General features: G+C 66.1%; 17 protein-coding genes and 3 pseudogenes. 15 read left to right on the forward strand and 5 right to left on the reverse strand.

From position 1 onward, the window contains the following. Positions 1–148 precede the first annotated feature (148 nt). A pseudogene (locus tag QZM72_RS17995) lies at positions 149–358 on the forward strand (hypothetical protein); the annotation flags it as partial. On the opposite strand, the gene QZM72_RS18000 reads toward QZM72_RS17995, so the two are convergent. Next, entirely contained in the window at positions 331–1,221 is an 891-nt protein-coding gene (locus tag QZM72_RS18000) for a LysR family transcriptional regulator (RefSeq protein WP_301738824.1), read from the reverse strand. The pseudogene QZM72_RS17995 and the gene QZM72_RS18000 overlap by 28 nt on opposite strands. A 112-nt stretch (positions 1,222–1,333) precedes the next feature. Between QZM72_RS18000 and QZM72_RS18005 the strand changes: the two genes are divergently transcribed. Further along, entirely contained in the window at positions 1,334–1,759 is a 426-nt protein-coding gene (locus QZM72_RS18005; RefSeq protein ID WP_301738825.1) for a VOC family protein, read from the forward strand. Between the two features lie 132 nt (positions 1,760–1,891). Then, complete coding sequence (locus QZM72_RS18010; protein ID WP_301738827.1) at positions 1,892–2,476, forward strand: flavin reductase family protein; 585 nt, start codon at positions 1,892–1,894, stop codon at positions 2,474–2,476. A gap of 33 nt (positions 2,477–2,509) precedes the next feature. Here QZM72_RS18010 and QZM72_RS18015 read toward each other — a convergent pair whose 3' ends face one another. Further along, positions 2,510–3,406 carry a LysR family transcriptional regulator gene (locus QZM72_RS18015; RefSeq protein ID WP_301738830.1) on the reverse strand — a complete coding sequence of 299 codons (897 nt, stop codon included), beginning with the start codon at positions 3,404–3,406 and terminating at the stop codon, positions 2,510–2,512. Positions 3,407–3,503: 97 nt separating this feature from the next. Here QZM72_RS18015 and QZM72_RS18020 point away from each other — a divergent pair, with 97 nt between their 5' ends. The 5 genes from QZM72_RS18020 (at position 3,504) to QZM72_RS18040 (ending at position 8,445) form a co-directional block, all read left to right on the forward strand. Then, positions 3,504–4,802 carry a CitMHS family transporter gene (locus QZM72_RS18020; RefSeq protein ID WP_301738831.1) on the forward strand — a complete coding sequence of 433 codons (1,299 nt, stop codon included), beginning with the start codon at positions 3,504–3,506 and terminating at the stop codon, positions 4,800–4,802. 40 nt (positions 4,803–4,842) lie between these two features. After that, positions 4,843–6,201: an acyclic terpene utilization AtuA family protein gene (locus tag QZM72_RS18025; RefSeq protein ID WP_301738833.1), complete on the forward strand. Its 1,359-nt coding sequence runs from the start codon at positions 4,843–4,845 to the stop codon at positions 6,199–6,201. Then, positions 6,201–6,512, forward strand: a complete 312-nt coding sequence (locus QZM72_RS18030) for a hypothetical protein (RefSeq protein WP_301738834.1) — start codon at positions 6,201–6,203, stop codon at positions 6,510–6,512. Before QZM72_RS18025 ends, QZM72_RS18030 begins: the two co-directional genes overlap by 1 nt. 304 nt (positions 6,513–6,816) lie before the next feature. After that, complete coding sequence (locus QZM72_RS18035; RefSeq protein ID WP_301738835.1) at positions 6,817–7,569, forward strand: hypothetical protein; 753 nt, start codon at positions 6,817–6,819, stop codon at positions 7,567–7,569. A 51-nt stretch (positions 7,570–7,620) separates the two neighbouring features. Further along, on the forward strand, positions 7,621–8,445 hold the full coding sequence (locus tag QZM72_RS18040; protein ID WP_301738836.1) for a topoisomerase IV: 825 nt from the start codon (positions 7,621–7,623) through the stop codon (positions 8,443–8,445). 40 nt (positions 8,446–8,485) lie between these two features. Here the strand turns inward: QZM72_RS18040 and QZM72_RS18045 are convergent. After that, positions 8,486–8,671, reverse strand: a pseudogene (locus QZM72_RS18045) (phosphatidate cytidylyltransferase); the annotation flags it as partial. Positions 8,672–8,884: 213 nt separating this feature from the next. Between QZM72_RS18045 and QZM72_RS18050 the strand changes: the two are divergent. The 3 genes and pseudogenes from QZM72_RS18050 to QZM72_RS18060 all read left to right on the forward strand — a co-directional run. After that, a complete protein-coding gene (locus QZM72_RS18050; protein WP_301738837.1) occupies positions 8,885–17,980 on the forward strand; it encodes a hemagglutinin repeat-containing protein in 9,096 nt (3,031 codons plus the stop codon). A gap of 8 nt (positions 17,981–17,988) precedes the next feature. Next, positions 17,989–18,420, forward strand: coding sequence for a hypothetical protein (locus QZM72_RS18055; RefSeq protein WP_301738838.1), 432 nt, complete (start codon positions 17,989–17,991; stop codon positions 18,418–18,420). Between the two features lie 342 nt (positions 18,421–18,762). After that, a pseudogene (locus QZM72_RS18060) lies at positions 18,763–19,320 on the forward strand (ShlB/FhaC/HecB family hemolysin secretion/activation protein); the annotation flags it as partial. 198 nt (positions 19,321–19,518) lie between these two features. Here the strand turns inward: QZM72_RS18060 and QZM72_RS18065 are convergent. After that, positions 19,519–20,448, reverse strand: coding sequence for a phosphatidate cytidylyltransferase (locus tag QZM72_RS18065; protein ID WP_301738839.1), 930 nt, complete (start codon positions 20,446–20,448; stop codon positions 19,519–19,521). A gap of 39 nt (positions 20,449–20,487) precedes the next feature. Next, entirely contained in the window at positions 20,488–21,120 is a 633-nt protein-coding gene (locus QZM72_RS18070; protein ID WP_089467931.1) for a lysophospholipid acyltransferase family protein, read from the reverse strand. 451 nt (positions 21,121–21,571) lie between these two features. Between QZM72_RS18070 and QZM72_RS18075 the strand changes: the two genes are divergently transcribed. The 4 genes from QZM72_RS18075 to QZM72_RS18090 are packed head-to-tail and all read left to right on the forward strand — an operon-like array spanning position 21,572 to position 25,872. Further along, a complete protein-coding gene (locus QZM72_RS18075) occupies positions 21,572–22,177 on the forward strand; it encodes a CDP-alcohol phosphatidyltransferase family protein (RefSeq protein ID WP_089467207.1) in 606 nt (201 codons plus the stop codon). A 58-nt stretch (positions 22,178–22,235) separates the two neighbouring features. Further along, a complete protein-coding gene (locus QZM72_RS18080) occupies positions 22,236–24,005 on the forward strand; it encodes a bifunctional alpha/beta hydrolase/class I SAM-dependent methyltransferase (RefSeq protein ID WP_089467208.1) in 1,770 nt (589 codons plus the stop codon). Continuing rightward, a complete protein-coding gene (locus tag QZM72_RS18085) occupies positions 24,002–25,420 on the forward strand; it encodes a phosphatase PAP2/dual specificity phosphatase family protein (RefSeq protein ID WP_301738841.1) in 1,419 nt (472 codons plus the stop codon). The genes QZM72_RS18080 and QZM72_RS18085 overlap by 4 nt, the downstream gene beginning before the upstream one ends. Continuing rightward, positions 25,420–25,872, forward strand: coding sequence for a hypothetical protein (locus tag QZM72_RS18090; RefSeq protein ID WP_089467210.1), 453 nt, complete (start codon positions 25,420–25,422; stop codon positions 25,870–25,872). Before QZM72_RS18085 ends, QZM72_RS18090 begins: the two co-directional genes overlap by 1 nt. Positions 25,873–26,403 lie beyond the last annotated feature (531 nt).

Below are 26,403 nucleotides of genomic sequence, written 5' to 3' on the forward strand. Positions count from 1 at the left end.
CGTTATTTAACGAATTGAATCGGCTGCGCTGAAATGAATGTGATAAATGCGCGTCGCGCGTGAGCGGTGACGGCCTCGTCTCGCCACGTCACGAACCGTCGGTGCGTCGTAGCCGCCGCACGTTGAAACTCGGGCTGCGAACTCGCCTTGGCTCGTCAACGCGCCGCATCCGATCGCGGCCGGGCTGCCGGCCGGCGCGACGAACGCGTACGGCAAGCAGGCGCCGATGAGCCGGGACAAGCCGGGGCTCGGCGCGATCACGATCGCGACCGTGTACGGGCACTCCGACAACGCCGCGATCTTCGCGTACGAGAAAGGCGCGACGATGGACTACGAAACGCTCGCGCCCGCGCGCCGCCGCGACGCCGCCTCGATGAGTTGCGCCAGCGCTTGCGCGGGCTCCGACATCGTGCGCCGCGCACGACGCACGAGCCCGATGTCGCGGTGAAACGTGTGAGGCCCGAGGTCGATCGCGCGCACGCCGGCCGGCCAGCGGCGATACACGGCGGTCTGCGGCACGATCGCGACGCCGACGCCGTTCGCGACCAGCTTGACGATCGCGTCGAGCTCGTCGAGCTCGCAGGTGTCGCGCACCGCGAGGTGCATCTTGCGCAGAAAGCGATCGACCTGGCGGCCGCCGAACGACGCACGGTCGTAGCGCACGAACGGTTCGTTCGCGAGCAGCGCGGCCCAGTCCTTGCCCTTCACGCCGCGAGGCACGATCAGCCGGAACGGTTCCTGCGCGAGCGTCGTCCAGTGCAGGTCGCTCTGCAGCGCAAACGGCGGCCGGATGATCGCGGCCATGTCGATCTCGCCCGCGTCAACCCGGTTGACCAGCTCGATCGACAGCCCGGGTATCACGCGCGTGCGGCACGCGGGGTGCCGGCGATGGAAATCGGCGAGCGCGGCCGGCAGCAGCGCGCTCTGCACCGACGCGATCGCGCCGATCGTCACGCGCACGGCGGCTGGCGAGCCGGGCGCGGTCGAACTCAGGTTCTCGTACAGGCCGATCAGCGCCTGCGCCTGGTCGAGCACGTGATGGCCTCGCTCGTTGAGCCGCGCCGATCGCCCTTGCCGGTCGAACAGCGCGAAGCCGAGCTCGGCTTCGAGGCGCTGCATCTGCGCGCTGACGGCCGCCTGCGTGAGCCCGATACGGTTGCCGGCGGCGGCAAAGGTGCCTTCCCGGGCGACGGCGACGAGGGTTTTCAGCTCACGGATCATTCATCAATTCCATTTGTGAATGGGCCAATTTTATATTGATTTAATTTTTGCTCGGCGTTGTCTACCATGGTGCCGTCCTCGCGCCACGCGAGCATTCCTTCACGAGGCCATCATGAGTCTTTCCCCGTTTCACCTGGCGATTCCCGTCTACGACCTGCCGGCCGCGCGCGATTTCTACGGCCGCGTGTTCGGTCTGGAAGAGGGGCGTTCGAGTGCGCAGTGGGTCGACTTCAACTTCTACGGGCATCAGCTCGTGATCCACCAGCATCCGAAAACCGCGTCACAGGAAGGCGCGCATACGAATGCGGTCGACGGCCACGACGTACCGGTGCCGCATTTCGGGATCGTGCTCGACTGGGCGAGCTGGGAAGCGCTCGCCGAGCGGCTGCGTTCGTTCGGCGTGACTTTCGTGATCGAGCCGTACGTGCGGTTCCAGGGGCAGGTCGGCGAACAGGCGACGATGTTCCTGTTCGATCCGTGCGGCAATGCGCTCGAATTCAAGGCGTTCCGCGACATCGGCCAGCTGTTCGCGAAGTGACCGGCCACGGCGCCAGCGCCGATTGAATTGGGGTGCGAGAATGCGGCCTTCGGCACGGCCGCGCGCAGGTGCGGCGGCCGGCGCCGCGCCGCACGGTATGGGTTCGTGCGCATCGTTCTCCAAGGAACCCGTATGGACAGTCACATTGCGCCGGTGGCGCTGAACAAGGCCTACCGTCTGCTCAATCACGGCCCGACCGTGCTCGTGTCGGCCCGCCACGACGGCGTCGACAACGTGATGGCCGCCGCCTGGGCGTGCGCGCTCGACTTCCTGCCGCCGAAGCTGACGGTCGTGCTCGACAAATCCGCGAAGACGCGCGAACTCGTCGAGCGCAGCGGCACGTTCGTGATCCAGGTGCCGACGGCCGCGCAATTGCAGCTCACGCATGCGGTCGGCAGCCACAGCCTCGCGCAGCGGCCCGACAAGCTGCGCGAAGAGGGCGTCACGTTGTTCGACGTCGACGGCCACGATTTGCCGTTCGTCGCCGGCTGCTCGGGCTGGCTCGCGTGCAAGCTGATTCCTGAGCCGCACAACCAGCAGACCTACGACCTGTTCATCGGCGAGGTGATCGGCGCGTGGTCGGACACGCGCGTGTTTCGCGACGGCCACTGGTATTTCGAATCGGCCGATCCCGCGCTGCGCAGCCTGCACTACATCGCGGGCGGCAATTTTTATGCGATCGGCGAATCGCTGCACGTCGACCCGGACGCGCAGTAAGCGCCGCACGCACTGTCCCGAATCGGGCGCGCGTCATGCGCGCTTTTTCAATTCCGCCAGCATGAGTTCGGCGAACGCCTGCGCGACGCGCGGCAGCGTGCGCCCGCGCTTCGCGACGAGCGCGATCGGCCGCACGAATGCCGGATCGTCGATCGGCTTCACGACGAGATCGGGCTCGGCGCGCACCTCGCGTGCGGTCGCGGGCAGGATCGTCACGCCGAGGCCGCCGCGCACCATCGCGACGGCCGTCATCATGTAGGTCGGCTCGCATGCGATGTCGGGCGTGCAGCCGGCCGCGTCCAGCGCGGCATCGACGACGCTGCGCACACTCGTGCCCTGCGCGGTGAGCACGAGCGGCACGCCGGCGACGTCGGCGGTGGTGACGCGGCGCTTGCGCGCGAGCGGATGATCCCGCGGGCACACGGCGACGAGCCGGTCGGCGCCCGCATACAGCACCTCCAGCGACGCATCGAACGTGTCGCCGCCGGTCAGCCCGAGATCGGCATCCTCGTTGCGCACGAGCGCGGTGACGAGGCTCGCGACGCCGTCGCGAATCTCGAAGCCCGCGCGCGGCACGTCGCGCCGGAACGACTGGATCAGCTCCGGCAGCATGCTCGACGCGAAGGTCGGCAGGCACGCGAGCCGCACCGTGCCGCTCGCGCCTTCGCCGAGCGCACGCGCATCGCGCAGCACGCGCTCCATGTCGTCGAGCGAGCGCTGCAACAGCGGCAGCAGTTCGCGGCCGGTCTGCGTGAGCGCGACGCTGCGGCTGTTGCGGTCGAACAGGCGCGCGCCGACGATCTCCTCGAGCCGGCGGATCTGCACGGTCAGCGCCGGCTGCGACAGGTGCAGCCGCGCGGCCGCGCGCGTGAAGTTGCCGGCGTGCGCGACGGTGACGAACGCGCGAATGTCGCGAAGATTCAGATCCATAACGGTTCGTGATTGCTGCGATCAAATCATTTCAATTGTGCTATCGCTGCGCCGACCTTACGCTCGTCTCCAACAAAAGACAAGGTAGGAGACACGGATGCTGCCGTTACTCGGGCTTGGCACGATCGTCGTGCTGCTGGCCGCGATTCTGTCGAAGCGGATGTCGCCGCTCGTCGCGCTGATCATCGTGCCGATCGCCGCGTCGCTGCTCGGCGGCTTCGGGTTGCACACCAGCAAATTCGTCATCGACGGGCTGAAGGGGCTTGCGCCCGTCGTCGGGATGTTCGTGTTCGCGATCCTGTACTTCGGGACGATCACCGACGCCGGCACGCTCGACCCGATCATCGACCGGATCCTGCGCGCGGTCGGCACGCGGCCCACGCGCATCGTGATGGGCACGACGCTGCTCGCGCTGCTGATTCACCTCGACGGCTCGGGCGCCGTCTGCTTTCTCGTGACGATTCCCGCGGTGCTGCCGCTGTACGACCGGCTGAAGATGGACCGGCGCGTGCTGGCCGCCGCCGTATCGATGGCCGCCGGCATCAACTTCCTGCCGTGGACGGGGCCGATGATCCGCGCGTCCGCGTCGCTGCACCTGCCGGTGTCGGCGCTGTTCAATCCGCTGATTCCGGTGCAGGCGATCGGGCTCGTGTTCGTGTTCGGCGTCGCGTACTGGCTCGGCCGGCGAGAGGAGAAGCGGCTTGGCCTGTCGCGCGACGATGCGTCGATCCCGCTGCCCAGGCGCGAGCTGACGCCGGACGAGCAGGCGCTGCGCCGGCCCCACCTGTTCTGGTTCAACCTCGTGCTGACGCTCGTCGTGCTCGGCACGATGGTCGTGATGGGCGAGAAGATTCCGCCGGCGATCATGTTCATGGTCGGGCTGTGCATCGCGCTGATGGTGAATTACCCCGACGTCGACATGCAGCGCAAGCGCATCGACGCGCATGCGCGTGCCGCGCTGATGATGGCCGGCATCCTGCTCGCGGCCGGCGTGTTCACCGGGATCATGCAGGGCAGCGGGATGCTGAAGGCGATGGCGCAGGCGGCGGTCGGCTTCGTGCCGCCGTCGATGGCGGGCCACATCCCGGTCGCGCTCGGTCTCGCGTCGATGCCGCTCAGCATGCTGTTCGATCCCGATTCGTTCTACTTCGGCGTGCTGCCCGTGATCGCGGAAGTGGCTGGCCAGCTCGGCGTGCCGGCCGTGCAGGTCGGACAGGCGGCGCTGCTCGGCCAGATGACGACGGGCTTTCCGGTCAGCCCGCTCACCCCGGCGACGTTCCTCGTCGTCGGCTTGTGCGGGATCGAGCTGGCCGAGCATCAGAAATTCACGTTTCCGCTGCTGTTCGGCGCGTCGATCGTGATGACGATCGCGTGCGTCGTGCTCGGCATCTTTTGATTCTTCGCGGCGGCGCACGCCGCCGGACGACGGTACGGACATGACAGCAAAGCAACCTGAACGACGCGTGCGCATCGGCGCGGGCGCAGGCTACTCCGGCGACCGGATCGAGCCCGCGGTCGAACTGGCCGAACACGGGCAACTCGATTATCTGGTCTTCGAATGCCTGGCCGAGCGCACGATCGCGATCGCGCAGCAGGCGCGCCGCAAGGATCCGGCGCTCGGCTACGATCCGCTGCTCGACGCGCGGATGCACGCGGTGCTGCCGGTCGCGGCGGCCAAGCGCGTGCGCATCGTGTCGAACATGGGCGCGGCGAACCCGCGCGCGGCCGCCCGACGTACCGCGCAGATCGCGCAGTCGCTCGGCATCGCCGGGTTGAAGGTCGCGGCGGTCGAAGGCGACGACGTGCTCGACGTCGTGCTGCGCGGCGCGTTCCGCTTCGAGGAATCGGGCGACGACGTCGCCGCGTATCGCGACCGCATCGTGTCCGCGAACGCGTATCTCGGCGCCGCGCCGATCGTCGACGCGCTCGCCGCTGGCGCGGACGTCGTGCTGACCGGGCGCGTCGCCGACCCGTCGCTGTTCGCCGCGCCGCTGATCCACGCGTTCGGCTGGCGGATGGACGACTGGGACGCGCTTGGGGCCGCGACCGTCGTCGGCCATCTGCTCGAATGCGCGGGGCAGGTGACGGGCGGCTATTTTGCCGATCCCGGCTACAAGGACGTGCCGAATCTCGCGCGGCTCGGATTTCCGATCGGCGAGGTCGCGGCCGACGGATCGGTCGTGATCACGAAGGTGCCGCACGCGGGCGGCCGCGTGAGCGCGGCGACCTGCAAGGAACAGCTGCTCTACGAGATTCACGACCCGGCGCGGTATCTGCAACCCGACGTCGTGGCCGATTTCACGCGCGTGGCGGTCGCCGAGGAGGCGGCCGATCGCGTGCGCGTGACGGGCGGGCGCGGCACCGCGCGGCCCGATACGCTGAAGGTGTCGGTCGCTTACGTCGACGGCTGGATCGGCGAAGGCCAGATCTCGTACGGCGGCCCCGGCGCGCTCGCGCGTGCGCGTCTGGCGCTCGACATCGTTCGCGAGCGGCTCGCGCTGACCGGCGTCGCGGCGAGCGAGCTGCGCTTCGACCTGATCGGTGTCGATGCGCTGTATGGCGACACGACGCCGGCCGTGCGCGGCGAGCCGGCCGAGGTGCGCGTGCGGGTGGCCGGCCGCGCGGCGAACGCCGCCGAAGCCGCGCGGATCGGCAACGAAGTCGAGACGCTCTATACGAACGGGCCGGCCGGCGGCGGCGGCGCGTTCAAATCGACGCGCGAGGTGATCGCCGTGCAGTCGGTGCTGCTGCCGCGCGCGGCCGTGACGCCGTCGTTTTCATTCGTGGAGGCCTGATGCAACTGCGTGAACTCGCGCATGCGCGCACCGGCGACAAGGGCAATACGCTCAACGTGTCGGTCATCTGCCGCGATCCGCGTCATTACGACCATCTGTGCACGCATCTGGATGCGCAAGCAGTGAAGGCATGGCTCGCGGGCATCGTGCACGGCGACGTCGTGCGCTACGAGTTGCCGGCGCTCGGCGCGTTCAACTTCGTGCTGCGCGATGCGCTCGGCGGCGGGGTCACGCGCTCGCTCGCGCTCGATGCGCATGGCAAGTCGGTCAGTTCGGCGCTGCTGGCCATCGAGGTGCCGGACCCGGCGTGACGCGTGACCGTGTGCGCGGCCAGCCGCACGCGCGTTCACGCTCACATTCGGACTCACGGGGTCAGCAGTTCGCGACGCCGGTTCGCGTGCGCGAGGCGTTCGCCGGCGACGTGCAGACGCCGATTCCGACGATAGTCGCCGATCGCGCGCGGCAGGTTGTCGTGCTTGTCGCCGTCGTGGCCGGCGCGCTGGGCGATGTCGAGCTTCAGGTTGATGGGCGGTGTCGGTGGATGTGGTTCGGCGCGCGTGCGTGTACGCTACGGCCTTGCGGGTCGATGCCCGCGCGTACCGAACGGAGCCAAGCGTGAAGAACGAGATCGTAGCGCCGACCGGCGAGAATGACGAGGCCGGTCGGCGAAGCCGGCGCGCGGCCATCGCCGTGCGCGTCGCGCTTGCGTGCGTCGGCGCGCTGGCCGTGCAGGCCGCCGCCGCCGCGCCGGCGTCGTGCAACGAACGGCTGACGGCACTGATCGTACCGGCGCTGCGGCAGACCGCGTTTGCCCGGCACGACATCCATGCCGACGTGGACGAGCGCAACGGCGACGTCTATCGGATCCGCCTGTTCTCGACGCCCGACCATCCCGGCACGCCGAATCGCGAAGCGACGGTCGGGTGGGTGACACTCGATACGCGGACGATGCAGGCGCTCGACGTCACACGCGATCCCGACCGGCCGGACGTGCTGAAGATCGACCGGCGCGCGCTGTCGCGTTTCGTGTCGACGTGTTCGGTATCGGCCGCGCCGATGCACAGTGCCGTCGATTGCGATGCGCTGAACCGCCGTGCGCAGGCGCAAGGCGATGACGTGATGGGCAGTGACGCCGGGCGCGTCGTCGTCGGCAACGGGCGGCTGCCGTTTTTTTCCGCACCGGACGACGCATGCAGGATCGACGGGCTGTTCATCGTCGAGCACGACCACGTCGACGCGCGGACCGAGTACGGCCGCTTCACGTCGGTCGTCTACCTGAATCCGCGTACGCGCGGTATCGCCGAAGGATGGGTGCGAACCGCGCGGCTGAAGCCCGATGGCACCGGCATCGCACCGCGGCAACCTTGATCCGTCGTTTCTGCAACAATCCGCCACCGATCCATCCGACCGAACCTCGTCATGACTATCCAGAACCGGAATCGACGTCTCAAGCCGCCCGCGGCTTCGCGCGCCGCCCTCGGCGCGTTCACGGCATTCACGGCGCTCGCCGCGCTGTCGCCCGTTCATGCCGCCGAGCCGGCCCAGCCCGACCGTCAACTGAAAACCTTCATCCACGACACGTACGGCGACTGGCGTGCGGACCGCAAGGGCTGGCAGGCGGAAGAGGGCGATTTCATCCATTCGCCGTGCGGCGTGCTGCGCGTGGCGACCGCGGACGGCCCGCGCACGTTGCTCGCGATGTGCGGCGAGACCGAGGCGGCGGTGCAGAACGGGATGCCGGGCATGGATTCGGATGCGACGCCGGGCGCGATCGACCTGTACGTGCTGAAGCCTTCGCCGGACGGCAGGACGCTCGAGCCGGTCGCGAAGAAAACGGAGATCGCATCGGGCCAGCGCGGCGAACCGGGCACGGTGCGCATCGAGCGGCTCGGGCCGCACCTGTTCGGGTTCGTGATCGGCGAAAGCGATACGCGGCAAGGCTACACGCAAAGCTTTCGTTCGATCTGGCTGCCCTACGGCAATGGGCTGGTGTATGCGGCGGCGCGTATCGACGAGGCGCTCGACAATGCCGAATCGACGGAATGCGCGCATGCTCGCGCGCGTTGCGAGGAGCGCCGCTTCGAGATCGCGCCGGACACGAGCGGCACGGGCGACGTCTATCCGCTGATGGTCACGGAAACGGGCACGCGCGGCGACAAGGCCATCCACGCGCGCTACACGGTGAAGTTCGACGCCGCGCGCGGCCGCTACACCGTGCCGAAGGCGCTGCGCGACGGGTACTGATCCGTCGCGCGGAAGCGGGCGGCCTCGCCCCGCCCGCACATCACACGTACAGGTAACGCACGAGGTGAAAGAACACCGGCGCGGCGAAGCAGATCGAATCGACGCGATCGAGCATGCCGCCGTGGCCGGCGATCATCGAGCCCCAGTCCTTGGTGCCGAGCGAGCGCTTGACGGCCGACAGCACGAGCCCGCCGACGAAGCCCGCGATCACGATCGCGAGCGAGATTAAAACTGCCAATTCGCAGGGTACTCGGAGGCTTCTCGTTCGATTCGCGGTTTGCTAAGTCGTACGTCGGTACACGTCAATTAGACAGGTCCGAAATGCGGGATTTGTGGTTCTCCTTCAACAGCTTGGCAATAACTGACAGTCACTTTTTCGATGTTTCAGTAAGCTCGCGTCCAATAAGCAAACGAATGGACGCGGGCCGCGTCGACGAGAATGAACAAAAATACGCACCGCCTGGTGTATTCCAGGCTTCGGGGTATGGTGGTGGCCGTCGCGGAGACAGCGATCGCCGAGGGCAAATCGGCGACGGGCGAAGTACGTGCACGGCCGCGATCGTCGACGTCCGGCGCTTGCGTTGTTGTAGCGGGTATCGCCGCGCTCGGCATGCTGCCCACCCTGTCCGGTGCACAGATCATCCCGACGCCCGGCACCAGCACGCGGGTGATCCAGACGCCGAACGGCTTGCCCCAGGTCAACGTGGCCAAGCCTTCAGGCGCCGGCGTATCGGTCAACACCTACAATCAGTTCGATGTTCAAAAGGCTGGCGCGATCCTGAACAACTCGGCCACGATGGTTCAGACGCAGCAGGCGGGCTGGATCAACGGCAACCCGAATTACGGAGCCGGGCAGGCCGCGCGGATCATCGTCAACCAGGTCAACAGCCCGAACCCCTCACAAATTCGCGGCGCCGTGGAGATCGCAGGCGCTCGCGCGGAGATGGTCATCGCTAATCCGTCCGGGATTTTCGTGGACGGGGGAAGCTTCCTGAATACCAGTCGCGCGACCTTGACGACCGGTGTGCCGTTCTACGGCACCGATGGTTCGCTTGCCGGATACAACGTCAACCGCGGGCTCGTGACCGTCTCGGGCGCCGGTTTGAACGTAACCGGTACCGATCAGGTGGACCTTATCGCCCGCGCTGTACAGACCAATTCCGCCATCTATGCGAAGAACTTGAACGTGATCGCAGGCGCGGCCCGGGTCAATCACGACACGCTTGCAGCGACACCGATCGCCGGCGACGGCCCGGCTCCGTCGGTGGCGATCGACGTGAGTCAGTTGGGCGGCATGTATGCCAACAGGATCTTCCTCGCATCGAACGAGAACGGTGTGGGGGTCGTCAACGCCGGTACGATCGCGGCGCAGGCGGGTGATCTGACGCTGCAGTCAAACGGCCGGCTCGTACTGACGGGCAAGACGACCGCGAGCGGCAACCTCGCGCTGTCGGCTGCCGGGGGCATCCAGAACGGCGGCACGACTTACGCGCAGCAATCGCTGTCGGCCAGTACAAGCGCCGATCTCACGAACACCGGGACGCTCGCCGCGCAGCAGAGCGCGACGGTGAATGCGGGCAGCGTCAATTCGACCGGCACGCTCGGCGCGGGCGTGAACAACGACGGGTCGGTAGGCCGGGGCGGTGCTCTGAACCTGACAGCCTCGGGCCAGTTGAGCGCAACGGGGCAGAACATAGCGGGCGGCAATGCGTCACTGACCGGTGCGAGCGTGAATCTCGCCGGCAGCCAGACCGCCGCGAACGGCAATCTGTCGCTGAACGCGACGGCCGGCGACGTGAACCTGTCGAATGCGACGACGAGCGCGCAAGGCGCCATCCAGGCGAACGCATCCGGCACGGTGATCAACGATTACGGCAGCCTGTCGAGCGGCGGCAGCACGACGTTGACCGGCGGTGCCTTCTCCAACCATAGTGGCAAGGTTTCATCGCAGGGCCCGCTGTCGGTCAACGTGGCTGGCCAGGTCGCCAACCAGTCGGGCGAGCTGGTATCGGAGAGCACGGCGGACGTGCATGGCGGCGCCATCGCGAACAACCAGGGCACGCTTCAAAGTGCGGCCGGCATGACGGTGGCTGGTGCGTCACTGGACAACACGGCGGGCCGGATCACGTCGCTCAACGGCGACGGCCTGTCGGTGATAACGAGCGGCCAGTTGACCAATGCCGCAGGGACGACTGCGAACGGCGCGCAAGGCGGTGTGATCGGCGGCAACGGTGATGTCTCGGTTCGCGGCGCAAACGTTGTCAACCGTGGCGCGATCACATCCAACACGAATCTTCACGTTTCGGGCCAATCGGTCGACAACGGTAGCGGCACCCTGGAGGCTGCGCAGAACGTCGCGGTCGACGCCGGCGCACATCTGACGAACAACGGCGGCTCAATCATCGGCCAGACGGCCACAGTCAGCGCCACGGCGCTCGACAACAGCGCCGGCACCGTGCAGGCGGGCCTGGTGTCGTTGAGTGCGACGGATCTCGTGAATCACGGCGGCACGATCACGCAGACCGGCGCCGGCGCGATGAGCGTGAAGGTGTCGGGCACGCTCGACAACTCGAATGGCGGCACGCTGCAAACCAACAGTACCGACCTGACGCTCATCCCTGCCGCACTCGTGAACGATGGCGGCACGATCACCCATGCCGGCACCGGCACGCTGACGCTTGGCGGTGGTACGGGTTCGGTGTCGAACGTGGGTGGTTCCATTGCGAGCAACGGGCGCGTCGTCGCGCAAGCCGGCACGCTGAACAACGCGGCGGGCTCGATCAACGCGCAGAACGGACTGACGGCAACCGTCGCCGGCACGCTGAACAATGCGAGCGGCAAGCTGTTGTCGAACACGGATCTGAACGTCACCAGCGGTACGCTCGCGAACGACGGCGGCCAGATCGGTGCCAGCACGACCGCGACGATCCACACAGGCTCCATGACGAACCAGGGCGGTTCGATCGTCGCGCCGAACCTGTCGGTCACCGCCGATTCGACGCTCGACAACAGCGGCGGCAAGCTCGAGGCCAATCAGCTTGCGCTGACGGCCGCGAACCTCGTGAACCATGGCGGTACGATCACGCAGTATGGATCGTCAGCGATGGGGATGAACGTCAGCGGCACACTCGACAACTCGGCCGCCGGCGTGATCCAGACCAACAGCACAGACCTGACGCTCACGCCGGCCGATCTGAACAACGCAGGCGGCACCATTACGCATGCCGGCACCGGCACGCTGACGATCGCGCCCGGCAAGGGGGCCAGCGCGCTGAACAACGCGTCGGGCACCATCGTGACGAAGGGAGAAGCCATCGTCAACGCGGCTTCCTGGAACAACGCGAGCGGTATCCTCGCCGCGCAGCGCGGCATCAACGCCACGATTGCGGGCGACGTGAACAACGCGCAGGGCCTGCTGCGATCGGACACGTCGCTGTCGTTGAAGAACGGCGGCGTTCTGTCAAACCGAGGAGGCCACATCCAGGCGGGGCAATCGGTTGCGGGCGACACCAGCACGCTCGCCATTCAATCGGCCTCGATCGACAACGCGGACGGCACCATTGTCGACCTGGGCGCGGGCAAGATGACGGTGCAAGGCGGCAACCAGATCGCCAACAGTCACGCCGGCGGCGTATCGGGCATGGGCGCGATTACAGGCAACGGCGATGTAACGGTCAACGCGGCGTCGATCAGCAACACGCAAGGCGGTCAGCTCAGCGGCGCATCGCTTCATGTCCAGGGCAACACCTTGGACAACAGCAGCGGCACGATCGGCAATGTCACGAATTCGAACGGCGACGTGGACGTGACGATGAGCGGCGCCGTCACGAATACGAACGGCCAGATCAGCTCGACGCACGACCTGTCGGTCGCGGCGGCCACGCTGCAGGGCGGCGGCACGTACAGCGCAACGCGCGACGCGAACGTGAACTTGCAGGGAGATTACACGGCGGCATCCGACACGCAGTTCAACGTCGGTCACGATCTCGCCTTCACGCTGCCCGGCACCTTCACGAACAACGCGAACCTGCAGTCGGTCAACAACCTGAGCGTCAACGCGGGCAACATCGTCAACGTGGGCGCATTGACTGCCGGCGGTCTGCTGCACACGCAATCGGTCAACCTGACGAATACGGGCGTGCTCGTGGGCGCGAGCGCTTCGCTCAACGCGACGAATACGATCTCGAACCTCGGGCCGACCGCGTTGATCGGTGCATCGGACAGCAACGGTACGCTGGAAATCCTCGCGCACGACATCGAAAACCGCGACGACACGACTGCGACCGATTCGATGGCGACGACGGCGATCTTCGGCATGGGCAAGGTCGTGCTGGCAGGCGGCAAGGATGCCAGCGGCAATTACATGAACGCCGCGCTGGTCAACAACGTGTCCGCGCTGATCCAGTCCCAAGGCGACATGGAACTGCATGCGGACAAGGTGACGAGCACGCGTCGCGTGATGAAGACGTCCACCAGCCAGATCGATCCTGCGTCGCTCGCGCAGTTCGGCATTCCGATCAGCGGCCGCACGGGCCAGGTCGGCGTGAAGGATCCGGACAGCATCGGCGGTGTCTACACCGAGCCGCCTCACGGCGGTCAGTGGAACAGCACATATCAGTTCACGACCTACTACGCGGACAGCGCGACAGCGACGACCGTGACAGACATCAGCCCGGCCGCGCAGATCGTGTCCGGTGGCAAGATCGATGCGTCGTCGGTCGGTACCCTGCAAAACTACTGGAGCAACATCGCGGCGGTCGGCGACATCAAGATGCCGAGTCACTACGACGCTGACGGTTGGGCGGCATCCGGCCAGAAACTGCCGGGCGTGACGGTTTCCTACTCGGGGCAGTATCACTACAACAACTACGACAATTCCGAACACGACTGGCAATTGCCGTTCGGCAATGCGCCGTTCGTCGGCAGCCGTCCGGGCGGCTACACGCAGGCGGCACCGGCGTCGATCAAGGATTACACGCTGCCCGGTTACTTCTCGACGCTGAGTTCCAACGGGACGATCTCGGGGACGGGCGTCAGCGTCAACAACACGGCCGGCAACGCATCGATTCCGTCGCTCGGCTTGCTGCCGGGGCAGTCGGTGCCGGGTCTCACGCCCACCAATTTGAGCGGTAACGCAAGCGGCGCGAAATCGGACGCGTCGGCCGTACACGGCGGTCCGTCGGCGCCGGTCGATCCGATCATCGCCAGTGCGACGGCGCTGAACGTGCTGAACAACCTCACGATTCCGCAGGGCGGCTTGTACCGGCCGACTACCGCGCCGAATGCGCATTACGTGATCGAGACGAACCCGGCGTTCACGAACCAGAAGAACTTCATTTCGAGCGACTACTTCTTCGGGCAGCTCGGTGTCGACCTCACGCATATTCCGAAGCGTCTCGGTGACGGCTTCTATGAGCAGCAACTCGTGCGCAACCAGGTGACGGCGCTGACCGGAAAAGCGGTGCTGGGACCATACGCGGACTTGCAGACGATGTACCAATCGTTGATGACGGCGGGCGCGGATCTGTCGAAGTCGCTCGATCTGCCGATGGGTGCGAGCCTGTCGGCCGATCAGGTGTCGAAGCTGACCGGTAACGTGGTCATGATGGAAACGCGGGTGGTCGACGGTCAGTCGGTGTTGGTGCCGGTCGTGTATCTCGCGCAGGCGAACCAGCAGAATGTCAACGGCCCGCTGATCAGCGCGACGAACATCGACTTCCAGAACGCACAGTCCTTCACGAACAGCGGCACGATCAAGGCGGACAACACGCTGGCCATTCAGGGCAAGCAGATCGACAACGCGTTCGGTGCGCTGCAAAGCGGTGGACTGATGTCGCTGAAGACCGAAAACAACATCGACCTGACGTCGGCGAGCGTCAAGGCCGGCAGTCTGCAGCTGGACGCCGGCAAGGACCTGATTCTCGATACGGCGACGAAGACGAACACACGGGTGAGCCGCGATGGCGCGACGAGCGTGGTGACGACGCTCGGGCCAACCGCCAAACTGGACGTCGCGGGCGATGCGTCGATCGTCACCGGCGGCAACTTCCAGCAGAACGCGGGGAACCTATTGGTCGGCGGAAATCTCGGCATGACCGTCGGCGGCAACTGGGATCTCGGTGCGGTGCAGACGGGTGAGCACAAGATCGTGCAGCGGGCGAACGGGGTGTCGAACACCGACATCAACAAGGTCACCGGCAGCTCGGTGACGGTCGGTGGGCAATCGTTGATCGCCGTCGGCGGAGACCTGACGGCCAAGGGCGCTCAGATCGACCTCGCCCAGGGCGGGACCCTTGCTGCCAAGGGCGACGTGACGCTCGGCGCAGCGAGCACGACATCGACGGTGAACAGCAACAGTTCGGGCAGCGACAGTCACGGCAGCTACGCGGAGACGCTGCACATGTCCGATCAGGCGCTGACCGGGACGACGCTCAAGGGCGGTGATACGGTGAATATCGTGTCGGGCAAGGACATCACGCTTTCCGGCAGCGCAATCAGTCTCGACAAGGGCAACGCGAACCTGCTGGCGGCCGGCGACGTGAACGTCGGCGCGGCAACCGAGACGCACGAGTTGAACTCACACGAAACGCACAGCCACAGCAATGTCGTAAGCGGCGTGAAGGTTGCGAGCGGGATCGACCAGACGATGACGCTCAATCGCGGCAGTCTGGTATCAGCGGACGGCGTGAACATTGTCAGCGGAAAGGACGTCAATGTTCAGGGCAGCACCATCGTCGGAACGAACGACGTGACGCTCACGGCAGCGCGCAACGTGACGGTGACGACGTCGCAGGACACCTTGCAGTCGTCGAGCTACTACAACAAGAAGGAATCCGGGCTGATGTCGGGCGGCGGACTGTCGGTATCAGTCGGCAGCAGCTCGCTGAAGACGACCAGCCAGACGACCGAGGTGTCGAACAACGCCAGTTCGATCGGTTCGCTGAAGGGCAACCTGAGCATCACGGCTGGAAACGACTTGCACGTGACCGGCAGCGACCTGATCGCAGCGAAGAATCTCAGCGGGACAGGCGCGAACGTGACGATTGACGCGGCGCAGGACACGCATCATCGCGGCGAAACACAGGAAGTGTCGAAGAGCGGCCTGACGCTGGCGCTGAGGGCGCCGGTGATCGACGCGGTGTCGAACGCTGTGGGTCAATCGCGTGCGTCCGGCAATAGCCAGGATGGCCGGGCAGCGGCGCTGCACGGGATGGCCGCGGCGAGCGCGGCATGGGATGCGAACATGGCTGCGGGCGATGTGGTCCGGGCGCTGGGGGCGGGCGAAACGCCTCAGTTCAAGGTCGAAGTCAGCGTCGGCAGCAGTCACAGAAAGAGCGCATTCTCCGAAGACAGCGCGACGAATCGTGGCTCGAATGTGAATGCGGGCGGAACGGTGGCGTTTGCTGCAACGGGGAACGGGCAACCGGGTAGCGGCAATGTGACGATCGCCGGCTCAAACGTGAACGCGAACGATGTGATTCTGGCTGCGAAGAATCAGGTCAATATCGTCAATACGACGGACACCGACTCGACGCGCAGCACGAACGAGTCGAAGAGTGCGAGCGTGGGTGTGTCGGTCGGCACGGGCGGGTTCGGTGTTTCCGCGGCGATGTCGAAGGCCAACGGCGACGGCAACAGCAATCTGGCTACGCAGAACAATAGCCATGTAACCGCAGCAAACAATGTGACGATCATCTCGGGCGGCGATACGAACATCATCGGCTCGAACGTGAAGGGTAATCAGGTCAACGCCGATGTGGGCGGGAATCTGAACATCGTCAGCTTGCAGGATACGTTGTCGAGCGCGGCGCATCAGTCGAGTTCGGGCGGTGGCTTCAGCGTCAGTCAGGGCGGCGCCAGCGGGAGCGTCAGCCAAAGCAAGGGCAACGCGTCGGGCAGCTATGCGGGCGTCAATGAACAGGCAGGGATTCACGCAGGCGATGGCGGTTTCAATATCAACGTCACCGGCAATACCGATCTGAAGGGTGGGCTGATCGCGAGCGACGCGGATGCGTCGAAGAATTCCCTGACGACAGGTTCGCTGTCCTTCTCGGACGTCCAGAACCAGTCGCATTACGATGCGAGCTCGAGCGGCTTCAGTGCAGGCGCGACGACCGGCGACGGCGGAATGAACTACAGCACGCACGGCAGCACGTCGGGCAAGAATACGGGGGGCGCTGCGCCCATGCTTGGCCAGAATGACAGCGGCAGTGATAGCGCGACGACGAAGAGCGGCGTGAGCGCGGGGACGGTGACGATCACAGATTCGGCAAACCAGAAGCAGGATGTGGCCAGCTTGAATCGCGATACGACGAACACGAACGGAACGGTCGCGAAACTTCCGGACATGCAGAACCTGCTGGCCAACCAGTCGGACATGATGGCTGCGGCCGCCGCGGCTGGCGAAGCGGTGTCGCGACGGATCGGTGACTACGCCGACGAGATGAAACGGCAAGCCGAGAAGAATGGTGACCAAGCAGGTGTCGATGCCTGGAAGGAAGGCGGAGCGAATCGCGCGCTGATGCAAGGTGCAGGTGCGGCGTTGGTGACTGGACTGGCAGGCGGCAATGCGGTCGGTGGCGCAGCCGGTGCCGCGATTGCATCGATCGCCTCCGGCAAGCTGAACGAGCTTAGCAGCGCGATCGCAGGCAGCGATCCGACTGGGAACGCCAATATGAATCAGGCGCTGGGCAACATTGTGGCCAACGCGCTTGCGACGGGGGCCGGTGGTGTCGTGGGCGGTGAATCGGGGGCGTTTTCTGGTTATAACGCTGACCGATTCAATCGCCAACTTCACCCCGAAGAAAAGAAAGTCATACATGATTTGGCCAACGGCGATACTAACAAGGAGCATCGACTGGAAGCGGCGGGATGCGCACTAGTCCACTGTGCAGCGGAGTACGCGCCGGGTACGGCAGACTACGCAAAGTACTCAGCGCTGGAGCAAGAGGGTGCCGGTTATATGGTCGAACAGGCTCAACTGAAGAATTACAATGGGACGTACTTCGCAGCTTCGGGTTACGGTGGCATGGTGAAGCAAACGCCGGGGCGTAGTTTGTTTCAGTACAACGCTGAGGATTTGCGAGCTGACAGTAACGCATTCGTCTCGAATGTACTTGCCACTCGCCCTGGGACGCTTGATTACGTAACTATTGGCGGTTCTGCTTTTGGTAGTTCGGCGGGCATTTCTATTAACCTGCACAACGGGAATGTTTATTTGGGAGGCGGCGGTGCTGTTCCAGTGATACCGGGAGCGTCTGTCACCGTTGGCATCATTCCGGCTGGAGCTAATAAAGTCCCCACTCTTCAGGCGGATATAACAGATAATTTTCTTGCAGGTGCATCGTTTGGGGCAACTTTGTGTGCGTACGGCGGATGTGTGGGTGGTAATCATGCTTTCGGAGGAGATACATCCGTAGAGGTTGGTGTAGGCTTTGGTGGACTTACACGTGCGCCCAATCCCGGCGGAGGTGGTTCCACTGGTGTTGCCTTCCCAGTCTTTACAATTCCTGGCATGCAACCTAAGCGGAGATGATCCTCCGCATGACAAAGATGAAATTGGATAAAAAGATTTGGATTGTTGTTGCGGTTGTTGGATTTATTTTTATGACTTTGGGGGTGAGAAACAATCCGACTGATGGAGGTGAAAAATTTGGAATTATGCGGCGCGACATGGATGTCATTTTGATGAATGGTGGTGTTGTGGCGATGAGATCGCATAATTATAAGTACGGGTCTGCATATTTGTATGTGGGGATCGACGCGAAAACGTGGGTGCCAGAATTGGGGGATAAATACAGTCAAGGATTGAAGCGTATCGGATGGAGGGAAGTTGATTCGGATGGTGTAATTATTCTTTGCAAACAAGGTATTAGTGCGGAAGTGCGAAGAGGTGTCGAGTATAGCGAAGGGAAGGCGGTGTACGGGATCAATATGACTTATAGCGCTTTGACGATTCGAAGGTGTGCGCACTGATGAAAGGTGCAGGTGCGGCGTTGTGACTGGACTGGCAGGCGGCAATGCGGTGGGTGGCGCAGCCGGTGCGGCGATCGCGTCGATCGCGTCGATCGCCTCCGGCAAGCTGAACGAACTGAGCAGTGCGATCGCAGGCAGCGATCCGACCGGGAACGCCAATATGAATCAGGCGCTGGGCAACATTGTGGCCAATGCGCTTGCGACGGGGGCCGGTGGTGTCGTGGGCGGTGAATCGGGGGCGTTCTCTGGGTATAACGTTGATCGGTTCAATCGGCAGTTTCATCCGGATGAAAAGACGCTTGCGAAGCAGCTTGCAGATAACGCAAAGGAAAATATACCCAAGCGCAGATCGACGGCACGCTCGCGTATCGCCAGGGCATCGGCGCATTCGGCGCGCAGGACGACATGCTGGCATCCGACGGCGGCCCGACCTATCGCTACAAGATGGCCGTGCTCGACGCGAATCTGTCGGTACCGTTCTTAATCGCGCAGCAGCCGTTCCGCTACGTGACGACATTCCACGGCCAGTACACGGGCAACACCCTCTACTACATCGACGACCTGACGATCGGCAGCCGTTACACGGTACGCGGCTTCGATGGAGAGACGATGCTGGCGGCTTCCCGGGGATTCTACTGGCGCAACGAGCTCCAGGCGCCGATCGGACAGACGGGAACGGCAGTTTACGTGGGCCTCGACTATGGCCGCGTATGGGGCCCGCAGCCCGTCGCGCTGGTTGGCACGCAACTGGCAGGCGCGGTGATCGGCGTGAAGGGGAGCGTCGCGACGCGTTTCGGCGGATACGGGTACGACCTGTTCGCCGGTACGCCGGTGTACAAGCCGTCCGGCTTTCCGACGAACCGTGTCACGCTCGACTTCCAGCTAACGGCCCAGTTTTGATGAATACGCGATCGAGCCGCCCGGCATTTCATGGATTCAATAATGCCGACGAGGAGGACCGGAAGCCGACGTTTTTCTGGTCAGCTATCGATGTTCGAACGCCACGCTTGCTAGTGCCACTTCAGCTAGACGACCGACACAGCGCTGAATCCGCGACAAGTTGTGACGTACGCCGGGCGGCCTCGCACCGCCCGCACATCACACGTACAGGTAACGCACGAGGTGAAAGAACACCGGCGCGGCGAAGCAGATCGAGTCGACGCGATCGAGCATGCCGCCGTGGCCGGCGATCATCGAGCCCCAGTCCTTGGCGCCGAGCGAGCGCTTGACGGCCGACAGCACGAGGCCGCCGACGAAGCCCGCGATCACGATCGCGAGCGAAATCCCGAACGCCGCGCCGAAGCTGAACGGCGTCACGCGATACAGCGACGCGCCGCACAGCGTCGCCAGCAGGCCGCCGCCAATGAAACCCTCGACCGTCTTCGACGGCGACAGCTGCGGCGCGATCTTGCGGCGTCCGAACAGTTTGCCGACCACGTACTGCAGCACGTCGCTGATCTGCACGACGAACAGGAAGAAGAACAGCAGCAGCGCGTTCTGCCCGGCGTAGCGCGGGATGTCGAGGATCAGCACGGCCGGCGCGTGGCTCAGCCCGTACACGCACACCATCAGCGCCCAGTTGATCTTCGCGTTGCGGCTCAGGAAGTCGCGCGTGTCCTGCGTGAGCGCCGACACGAGCGACATCGCGAAGAACAGGTGCACGGGCACGAAGATCGAGTACATCCCGTACCAGTTGATGCCGAGCAGCAGGTACTGCACGGGGATCGCGATGAAGAACGCGATGAACAGCGTCGTATGGTCGCTCGCGGTGGTCGGCGTGAGCGTGATGAATTCGCGCAGCGTCAGATACGACAGCAGCGCGAACACCAGGTACGTGACGTTGTTGCCGAGGCCGATCGCGACGGCCATGATCGCGATCATCGCCCACCACGCGCGGATGCGCTGGTTCAGGTTGACGATGGTCGCGCTGGTGCCGCCGCTGCGCGCGCCGAGGATCGCGCCGATCACGGTCGCGACGACGAGCACGCCCGTGACGCCCGCGACCAGTTCCCAGAAGAGGGTTCGCATGGTTGGTATCCGGAAAAGGGAGAAGGGGGCGCGCCGCGTTCAGCCGGCCGGCCGCTGCGGCGGCGCGAGCGCGATGACCGCGTCGCGCATGCGGGCGAGGAAGGTCGGCTTGTCTTCGTCGGCGCCGAGCGCTTCGTTCGCCCCGAAATGCACCTTGCAGATCAGCGGCACGGGCCAGATCGCGCCCTTCGGCATGATGCGCTGCAGGTTCTCGAGGTAGACGGGCGCGAGCGCGACGTCCGGAAACTCGGTCGCCAGATGGAACAGCCCGCTCTTGAACGGCTGCGGCAATACGTCGGCGCCGCGCGTGCCTTCCGGGAAGATGATGATCGAGTGGCCCTGCCGCAGCGCGTCGCGCACCGGGTCGAGGGGATCGCCGCCGGATTCGCGATGACGGTCGATCAGCACGACGTTCAGCAGCTTCTGCGCGATGTGGCGTTTCAGGTCGCTGCTGTCCCAGTAGTCGCGCGCGGCGACCGGCCGCACGACCGCGCGCACGTCGCGCGGTAGCGCGGCGAGGATCGCGAGCGTGTCGATGTGGCTCGTATGGTTGGAAAAATAGATCTTCTGCGTCGGGGACGGCGGCGCCTGATGCCACACCGGATACGCGCCGGCGACGAGCCGCACGATGGACAGCAGGAAATCGCGCTGCCAGACGTTGAGGATGTTCATCGGCGCGCGGCCTCCTGCATGCATGCGCGGCGGACGGAACCCCCGAATGCCGGCGCGGCAGGATGCGCGCCGGACGGCTCTTGTTTAAATTTTTTCAAAATTCGTGGCTGCCTGTCGCAGGTCCGCGATAATCGGACGATTCGCCGTCGCACGCTGTTGCGTCGCGGCGAATGCGCCGGTCGGCGGCGTGATAATCGGCTGTTGCACGAGTGCCCGTCTGCCGTTCGAATGAATCTCGCGGCGATCGGGCCAGCGGATTATCGCGAGTTTCGCCGAAAAACGCCAGATTGGCGCCACGCTGGCGGGCCGGCCCGCAGGCTTGACGCATCGAGGCCGCTCGGCGACGATGAGGGCCGTTCAATCCAGGCCGACGAAGGCCGTTTCGCCGCCCGGGGCATGGCGGCGGGAAACGTATCCGGCCGTGCCGCGCGAATAATACGAATACGAAACGATGAGCCTCTACGCACTCAAACCCAAATTCCAGAACCGTCTGCGCCCGTTCGCGAATTCGCTCGCCGAACGGGGTGTCACCGCCAACCAGGTCACGCTGTTCGCGGCCGGCGGATCGATCGTCGTCGGCGCGCTCGCCGGGCTCGGCGTGTTCGCCCGCCCGCTGTTCCTGCTGATTCCGCTGTGGCTGTTCGCGCGCATGGCGCTCAACGCGATCGACGGGATGCTCGCGCGCGAGCACGGGCAGAAGAGCACGCTCGGCGCGTACCTGAACGAGCTGGGCGACATCGTGTCCGACATCGCGCTCGTGCTGCCGTTCCTCGCCATTTCCGCGTTCGCGCCGGCGGACGTCTGGCTGTTCGCGCTGACGGCGGTGATCGTCGAATGCGCGGGGCTGATCGGCCCGCTCGTCGGCGCGACGCGCCGCTACGACGGCCCGTTCGGCAAGAGCGACCGGGCGCTGGCCCTCGGCGCGTTCGCGCTGTGGATCGGCCTCGGCTTGCCGGTCGGCGGCGTCGCCGCGTGGCTGTGGCGGCTGCTGATCGTGCTGTCGATCGTGACGGCGGTGCGGCGCGTGCGGGCCGGGATCGCCGAAGCGGGCGGCTGACAGCCGGGCGCGGGAGGGCGGCGCCACATGATTCGAATAACGAAACGAGAGAGATCGCATGAACGCACGCACGGCCCGTGAGGCCGACTTCATCACGCACGACGGCGCAACGCTGTTCTATCGTCACTGGCCCGCGACGGGCCCACGCTGCCGCGGCGCGATCGTGCTGCTGCATCGGGGCCACGAACATTCGGCGCGCGTCGCGCACCTCGTCGACGAGCTCGACCTGCCGGATTTCGCGTTTTTTGCATGGGACGCACGCGGTCACGGCCGCTCGCCGGGCGCGCGCGGCTACAGCCCGAGCGCTGCCGCGTCGGTGCGCGATCTGCAGACCTTCGTCGAGCACATCCGCGACACGCACGGCATCGCGATCGAGGAGATGGCCGTCGTCGGCCAGAGCGTCGGCGCGGTGCTCGCGGCGACCTGGGCGCACGATTACGCGCCGCCGATCCGTGCGCTCGTCGTCGCGTCGCCGGCATTCCACATCAAGCTCTACGTGCCGTTCGCGCGGCCGGGGCTACGGCTGATGCACAGGCTGCGCGGGCTGTTCTACGTGAACAGCTACGTGAAGCCGAAATTCCTCACGCATGACCCCGAGCGCATCGCGAGCTACGCGTCCGATCCGCTGATCACGCGGCCGATCGCGGTCAACATGCTGCTCGACCTGCACGATACCGCGCAGCGCATCGTCGCCGACGCGGCCGCGATCACCGTGCCGACGCAGTTGCTGATCTCGGGCGCCGACTGGGTCGTGCATCGCGGCCCGCAGGACCGTTTCTTCGAGCGGCTCGGCTCGGCGCGCAAGGAGCGCATCGTGCTGCCGGGCTTCTACCACGACACGCTCGGCGAGCGCGACCGCGCGCAGGCGCTCGCGCCGCTGCGTGCGTTCGTGCTGCGCGAGTTCGACGCACCGAGCCCGCGCGTGTCGCTCGCCGATGCCGACCGCCGCGGCGCGTTCCACGACGAATACGCGGCGCTCGGCCGGCCGCCGGCCAACGTGTTCGCCCGGGCGTACTGGGCGCTCACGCGCGCCGGCCTGAAAGCCGGCGGCGCGCTGTCCGACGGCATCGCGCTCGGGCTGCGGCTCGGCTTCGATTCGGGCTCGACGCTCGACTACGTGTACCGCAACCGCGCGCAGGGACGATTCGGCATCGGCGCGCTGGTCGACCGCACGTATCTCGATTCGCCGGGCTGGGTCGGCATCCGCCAGCGCAAGGTGCATCTGCAGGAACTGATCGGCACGGCGATCGGCCGCCTGCGCGGGAACGGCACGCCGGTGCGGATCGTCGACATCGCGGCCGGCCACGGGCGCTACGTGCTCGACGCCATCGCGACGGCCGCCGAGCGCGACGGCGCGGCGCCCGACGACATCACGCTGCGCGACTACAGCCCGCCGAACGTCGAGGCCGGCCGCGTGCTGATCGCGCAGCGCGGCCTCGAGCCGATCGCGCGCTTCGAGCGCGGCGATGCGTTCGACGAGGCGTCCCTCGCGACGCTCGAGCCGCGGCCGACGCTGGCGATCGTGTCGGGTCTCTACGAGCTGTTCGGCGAGAACGCGCTGATCGAGCGCTCGCTGCGCGGGCTCGCGCAGGCCGTGCCACCGGGCGGCTATCTCGTCTATACGGGGCAGCCGTGGCATCCGCAGCTCGAATTCATCGCGCGTGCGCTGAATAATCACCGCGGCGAATCGACCTGGGTGATGCGTCGCCGTTCGCAGGCCGAAATGGATGAGCTCGTCGCGCGGGCGGGCTTCCGCAAGCTCGACCAGCGGATCGACGAGATGGGCATCTTCACGGTCAGCCTCGCGCAGCGGGTCGACGCGTCATGAACGCGTTCGGCGGCGCGGGTGTGGATGCGGATGCGAGCGGCGGGCTGGCCGAGTCGGCGGCCGGCGCGCGCGACGCGTCGTTCGCGCTGCGCGTGTGCTGGCTCGCGGCGATGGGCGCCGTGTTCTTCTCGACGTACGGCTTCGCGAACTGGCTCGCCGCGCGCCGCGCCGCGGTGCCGACGTTCGCGTTCGGCTGGGAGCATGCGATCCCGTTCGTGCCGTGGACGATCGTGCCGTACTGGTCGATCGACTTGCTGTATGCGCTGTCGTTCTTCTTCTGGACGCGCCGCGACGATCTGCTCGATCACGTGAAGCGGCTGCTGACCGTGCAACTGGTGTCGGTCGCGTGCTTCATCGCGTGGCCGCTGCGTTTCGGCTTCGAGCGGCCCGACGCGGGCGGCGTGACCGGCGTGCTGTTCACGCTGCTGATGGGCTTCGACAAGCCGTTCAACCAGGCGCCGTCGCTGCATATCGGGTTGCTCGTCGTGCTGTGGGCCGTCTATGCGAAGCACCTGCGCGGTACGTTCGCGCGTGTCGTGCTGCATCTGTGGTTCGCGGCGATCGGCGTGTCGGTGCTGACGACTTACCAGCATCATGCGATCGACGTGCCGACCGGGGCGGCCGTCGGCTGTCTCGCGCTGTTCCTGTTTCCGCTGCGCGATGCCGCGGGCCGTTTGCCGGGCGCCGATGCGTCGCCGTCCGCGGCCGGTCGCGCGCTCGCGCGCCGCTATGCGTGCGGTGCCGCTCTGGTCGCGCTCGCGGCGCTGGCGTGCGTGCCGCGCGCGCCGGGCTGGGCGCTGGCGGCAGGGTGGGTTGCGCTGGCGCTCGCCTGCGTCGCATGGGCGTACCGGCGCGGCGCGCCGGGCGCGTTCCAGAAGGATGCGGAGGGCCGGTTTCCGGTCTTCATCGGCTGGCTGCTCGCGCCGACGGTCGCCGGCGCGTTCGTCAATTCGCGGCTGTGGACGTTCCGGCAGCCGGCACCCATGCGGATCGACGAACGCGTGTCGATCGGCCGGACGCCGACCACGCGCGAGATCAGGCGCCACGGCTTCACCGCGCTGGTCGACCTGACCGCCGAGATGCCGCGCTGGGCGGCGGCCGATGCGTTGCTCGCGTATGCGTGCGTGCCGCAGCTCGATCTCGTCGCGCCGACGGCGGCGCAGCTTGCGCAGGCTGTCGCGGCGCTCGAACGCCTGCATGGCGAAGGGCGCGACGTGCTGGTCTGCTGCGCGCTCGGCTACGGGCGCAGCGTGCTGTGCGCGGCCGCGTGGCTCGCCGCGCGGCGCGGGCTGACCGATGCGCGCGACGCGCTGGCCGCGGTGCGCGCGGTGCGGCCGCACGCGGTATGGTCGGATGAAAGCGTGGCCGTGCTGCAGCAATGGATCGATCGCCGTCGCGACGCGGAGCGCGTGTGATGGGCGATCGGTCCGGCCCGTTCAGGATCGCCGCCGCGCGTGGTGCGCTCGACGCGGGCGCGTGGGCGATCGCGGCCGCGCTGGCCGCGGCCGGCGCGGGCGGATGGATTGCGGCGGGCTGGCCGCCGGCGACGCTCGGCCGCGTGCTGCTGGCCGTCGTCAGCACGGGGTCGGGGATCGCGGCGCTGTGGTACGCGGTGCGCATCGAGATCGATCGACGGCTGTTTGCCGCGCTGGCGCGGGCGATGGACGGCGACGGGGCGGTCGACGGCGGCCTGGCGGCGCTCGACCGCGCGCTCGTCGATCTGGGCTGGATCGATGCGACGAAGGCCGGACGCACGCTCGACGCGCGCGTGCGCGGCGCGGTCGGGCTGTGCCGTGCCGCCGTGCTCGTCGCGATCGTGCAGTGGCTCGTCGTCGGGATCGCGATCGCGGTGTCGCCGATCGGCTAGCGATGCATGCGACGCGTCACGCGTTACGCGCGGGCCGCCCGTTGCGTCCGCGTGCGCTTGGCTTCGTACATCGCCTGGTCCGCATGCTCGATCAGCGCGTGCATGTCGGTGCCGTCGTCCGACAGCATCGCGGCGATGCTGCGCAGCAGCGTCCCGGCCGACGGGGTGGCGGAGTCGCTGATTTGATCCAGGTCAGTTTTCCATGAAGAAAGTGCGTCGCGCGGCGTGTACTTGCGGTAGCATACGCGCCGCTTGCGGCAGCGCGTTCCGGGCCGTCCGCAACGGAACGGGGCCGATGCCCGGCCAGCCGTATCGCGCCGGCAGTATGCCGTTCCAGCCGTCCGGCTGGCAGCGGCGCAATGCTTGCCATTCACTCTTCCCGCGCGGCATTTCCGACCGAATTGAGATTTTTTCGCCTCTCAGTCGCGAATCACGGTAAGTTTTGTTCTATTTTTAAGATAGTGTGACAAATGACGGGCGCCGGTGCCAGGCGTCCGTCAGCGCGACGAACCGGTCGTTGAAGCATCCGCC

The sequence above is a fragment of the Burkholderia sp. AU45388 genome (genome assembly GCF_030481585.1).
Lineage (GTDB): Bacteria > Pseudomonadota > Gammaproteobacteria > Burkholderiales > Burkholderiaceae > Burkholderia > Burkholderia sola.